Annotated in this window: 1 protein-coding gene; it reads left to right on the top strand. The window is 38.3% G+C overall.

What is annotated here, in order from left to right; genetic code table 11:
• The coding region (locus tag LY08_RS13415; protein ID WP_111660944.1) for a choice-of-anchor L domain-containing protein at positions 1-5,426 on the top strand (5,426 nt) is incomplete at both ends.

Genomic DNA, 5,426 nt, shown 5'->3' with positions numbered 1-5,426 from the left:
ACAGATGGAACAGTTACGACATTAAATGCACCATACCCAGCAACAGGATTAACACCAAGTACAGCGTATGAAGTATATGTAAGAGGTAATTGTGGTACAGATGGTTTTAGTAATTGGATAGGACCAGTAAACTTTACAACCTTTAACACACCACCTCCACCACCAGTAGGAGTAACTTGTGCAAGTGGTGCGTCAACCTTTGTTTTTACAGAAGACTTTGGAACTGACACTAACACCAATCCGTCAGGATGGACTGGGACAGGTTTTGATGGGTCTAATGGAAATTGGGACATCACTGCAGTAAGTGGTAACTCAACAGGTACAGGACCAAACATTACTTGGGATGGTGTTGCAGGAGGCATGCATCTAGAATATGAAGCGTCAGGAAACGCAACAACTATTGCATCAGCAATCACACCAGCAATCGACTTATCTACAGCTGTAGATGGTGCAGAGCTATCGTTTTACATGCATGCGTTTGGTGATGATATTGGAACTTTAAATGTAGGTGTTAGTACCTCTCAAACAGGACCATTTACTACAGAATATGCTTGGGTAGGCGACTATCAAGCAACAGCAGATGAAGCTTGGGTACCAATAGGTGTTAACTTAGATGCCTACTTAGGACAAGTTATTTATATAGAATTTAGCTACGGAGGAGCAGGAACAGGATTTGAAGGCGATATGTCTATCGATCAAGTAAGTGTAGAAACCTGTGGTAACTTTTGTGTTGCTCCTACTGGTATAATGGTAGATGCCATAACAGATACTACAGCAGATATCTCTTGGACCGCTAATAATGGAGAAACCGCTTGGGAAATAGTGGTGCAACCTGCAGGAACAGGCGTACCAACAGGACCAGGAACTGCCATTACCACCAATCCATACACAGCAATGGGATTATCATCAAGTACAGTGTATGAGGTATACATCTTAGCAGATTGTGGAAATGGAATGAGTGTGTGGGCTGGACCAGTAAACTTTACAACACTTAACACGCCACCTCCACCACCAGTAGGTGTAACCTGTGCAAGTGGATCATCGACTTTTATATTTACTGAAGACTTTGGAAATGATACAAATTACGTACCATCAGGATGGACAGGAACCACCTTTGCAGATATTAATGGTAACTGGGATATAACCACTCCAAACGGGAACTCTACAGGAACAGGACCAAACATTACTTGGGATGGTAATCCTGGAACACATTTAGAATATGAAGGTTCAGGAAACACAACCAATGTAGCTTCAGCTATTACACCAGCAATCGACTTATCTACAGCAGTAGATGGTGCAGAGCTATCGTTTTACATGCATGCATTTGGTGATAATATGGGGACTTTGAATGTAGGAGTAAGTACCTCTCAAACAGGACCTTTTACATCAGAATATACTTGGATAGGTGACTATCAAACTACAGCAGATGAAGCTTGGATACCGATAGGTGTTAACTTAGATGCTTACTTAGGACAAGTAATTTATATAGAGTTTAGCTACGTAGGAACAGGAGATACTTTTGAAAGTGATATGTCAATCGATCAAGTACGTGTAGAAACCTGTGGTAACTTTTGTGTTGCGCCTACAGGCTTAATGGTAGATGCAGTAACAGATACAACAGCAGACATCTCATGGACAGCTAATAGTGGAGAAACCGCTTGGGAAATAGTAGTACAACCTGCAGGAACAGGCGTACCAACAGGACCAGGAACTGCCATTACCACTAATCCATACACAGCAATGGGATTAAACGCAACAACAGCTTACGAGGTTTATATTCTAGCAGATTGTGGAAATGGAATGAGTGTATGGGCTGGACCAGTAAACTTTATAACACTTAACACACCACCTCCACCACCAGTAGGTGTAACCTGTGCTAGTGGAGGGTCTACTTTTATATTTACAGAAAGTTTTGGAAACGACACCAACACAGATCCAAGCGGTTGGACAGGAACAGGTTTTGGAGGCGGAAATGGTGATTGGGACATTACTGCTGAGAGTGCAAACTCAGGTGGTACAGGACCAAATATCACTTGGGACGGTAACCCAGGAATGCATTTAGAGTATGAAGCTTCAGGAAACGCAACAGATATTGCATCAGCAATATCACCAGCAATAGACTTAACACCTGCAGTAGATGGTGCAGAGTTATCGTTTTGGATGCATGCTTTTGGTGATGATATTGGAACTTTAAATGTAGGTGTTAGTACCTCTCCAACAGGACCATTTACAACAGAATTTACATGGTCAGGAGACTATCAATCTACAGCAGACGAAGCTTGGGTACCTATAGGAGTTAACTTAGATGCCTACTTAGGTCAAGTTATTTATGTAGAATTTAGCTACGGAGGAGCAGGAACAGGATTTGAAGGTGATATGTCAATCGATCAAGTGCGTGTCGAAACATGTGGTAGTTTCTGTATAGCACCAACTAACTTAACAGCAACTAGTATTACTGAAACTTCTGCAGATATTTCTTGGACACCAAGTGGACCAGAAACACAGTGGAATTATGTTATTCAACCAGCAGGTACTGGTGTACCAACATCTGGAACAACAGTAAGTACTACAACAGTGTCTGAAACTTCACTAAATCCAGCAACAGATTATGAAGTCTATGTACAAGCAATTTGTGGAACAGACACTAGTGTTTGGGCTGGACCATTTAACTTTTCAACATTAATTCAATTTAATTTTAATTTAGATTGCGCTGTTGACGGACCTCAAACTGTAACATATTGTTACGAAAATAACGACACTAATGTGTTTACGTTTACTTCAACAGATGGTACAACTCCATTAAACTTAGTTATAAGCGCAGGAGAAGTGGAGAATAACTTTGATGAAGTGATTGTATTAGATTCAGATGGAGTTACCAACTTAAACGCAGCAACACCTTACGGTAATGCTGGACAAATATCTGGCTTATCTTTTCAATCTACTGGAACCACTATTTCATTTCAAGTAGATTCAGATTTTACAATTGGATGTGCTACTGGAGGGTTTACTCCAATCACATTTACTGTAACTTGTGCAACATGTATAAATCAAGTTGTTGACTTTGTTACTGTTAGCGATTGTGATAATGGTAATAATCAATTTTTTGTAGATGTGGATATTACCAGTATTGGTGATGCTACTACTTTAAACATTACAGATAATCAAGGTAGTCCTATGCAAACTACAACTGCAATAGGCATTGTACAAATGGGACCATATCCTTTAGATACAGATGTTGTAGTTACAGTAGCTAATGCAGATGATAGTAACTGTGTTGTTACAAGCAATACTTTAAATGTACCTGTTTGCCCACCAGCTAATGATGAATGTACAGATGCAATAATTGTTACACCAAATGCAGATGGCAACTGTACAACAATTACAAGCGCAACATTATATGGTGCCACACCTTCCTCTCAAGCAAACCCTTGTCCTGGTGATACAAATGATGACGTATGGTTTCAATTTGATGCAATAGCAACAGATCATGGTATAGATATTAGTAACATAATAGGTGACACAACTAATTTAGATCATGCTTTGTATGAGGGAACAGATTGTAACAACCTTACAAATCTTTATTGTGAAACTGGAAATAACAGTATAGCCAACGGGTTAACAGTAGGAAACACCTATTATATTAGAATATTTACTGCTGGAGATGTACCATTTCAAAATGTTAGCTTTGATTTATGTGTATTTACTATTCCTCCTCCTATTACTACTAATGATACTTTATATACTGTTCCAGAATTAGTAAACAATGTACTAGTAAATTCTCCTTGTGCTATTGTTAATAACGTAACTTCATCGACAGGAACAGATTTTGGAGGACCAAATGGAATTGGATATTTTGAAGCTAATGGTTCAAGTTTCCCATTCCAAAGTGGTATTGTGTTAACTACAGGTAATGTTTTAAATGCACCTGGTCCAGAAACTGGAGTTTTAAGTGATGGTGGTGGTGTAGGCTGGCCTGGAGATGCAGATTTAGAGGCAGTAATTAACGAAGGGCCAACTAATAATGCATCAATTATAGAGTTTGAATTTACACCTTTAATTGATCAATTATCATTTAATTTTATTTTCGCTGCAGAAGAGTATGGAACATTCCAGTGTGGTTTTTCTGATGCTTTTGCATTCTTATTAACAGATTTAAGTACAGGTATTACAACTAATATAGCTGTAGTTCCAGGAACTACAGATCCTGTTTCTGTATTTACAATCCGAGATAACACACATAATGGTGGTTGTCCTTCTTCTAACCCCGCATTATTTGATGCGTATTATGGACCTGGAACTGGATTACCTCCAATTACTAACCCAACAAATTTTATTGGTAGAACGGTTCCGTTAACAGCTATGGCTCCGGTTATACCTAATAATGTATATAGGATTAAACTAGTTGTAGCAGATGATGGTGATACAGCTTATGATTCGGCTGTATTCCTAGAAGCTAGTAGTTTTGATATTGGCGAAATTGACTTAGGAGATGATATTTTATTAGATAGTGGTTTAGCTACTTGTGAAGGAGAATCTGTAGTATTAGATATTGGAGTGCCTCAACCTGCAGGAACCACGATTACTTGGTACACAGTTGCAAATGGAATTACAGAACCTATTCCAGGTGAAACAGGACCTACATTAACCGTTAATACTACTGGTCTATACCAAGTCGATATTGTATTTACAGGAACATCTGCTGCATGTTTCTATTCTGATGATGTATTAGTTGAATTTTTTGATAATCCAACTGCAGATCCACAAAACACAATTCTTGCTTGTGATACAGATAATAGTGGAATGGCAATTTTTGATATAACAGAAAATGAAGCCAATATAGTTGGTACACAAACAGATGTAATAGTTATTTATTATGAAACTGAGCAGGATGCTATAGATGGAACAAACCCAATAACTAATCCAACTAATTATATATCATCTGGAGCTACTACAATTTATTTTAGAGTTGAAAGTATAATTACCGGATGCTATAAAGTAAATACGTTTGACTTAGAATTAGCTCCAAAGCCTGTTTTAGTTCAAGCTGATGATGTTATAGGCTGTGATAATGACAATGATGGAATTGCAGAATATGACTTAACAGTTAATGAAGCAGTTATTTCAGGAGGTCAATCAGGTTTAGTATTCTCATATTACAACTCAATTGACGATGCTAACACAAGTACTAATGCTATTACAGGTGTAACTACTTATGATTCTCCAGGAGCTGAAACTATTTATGTAAGAGTAGAAAATGCAACCACTGGATGTTTTGAAACAACAACCTTTGATTTAGTATTTGGTATCTCACCAGAAACCACTTTTGATTCATCAATAGTTTACGAGGTTTGTCCAAACGCTACAGTACCAATAACCATTAGTGCAGAAGCGGTTAACTATACCACTTCTGAGGTAAGTATCAAGTG

Origin of the sequence: Olleya aquimaris (assembly GCF_003259525.1) — a bacterium.
GTDB lineage: Bacteria > Bacteroidota > Bacteroidia > Flavobacteriales > Flavobacteriaceae > Olleya > Olleya aquimaris.
This window is presented reverse-complemented; position numbering and strand designations above follow the sequence as displayed.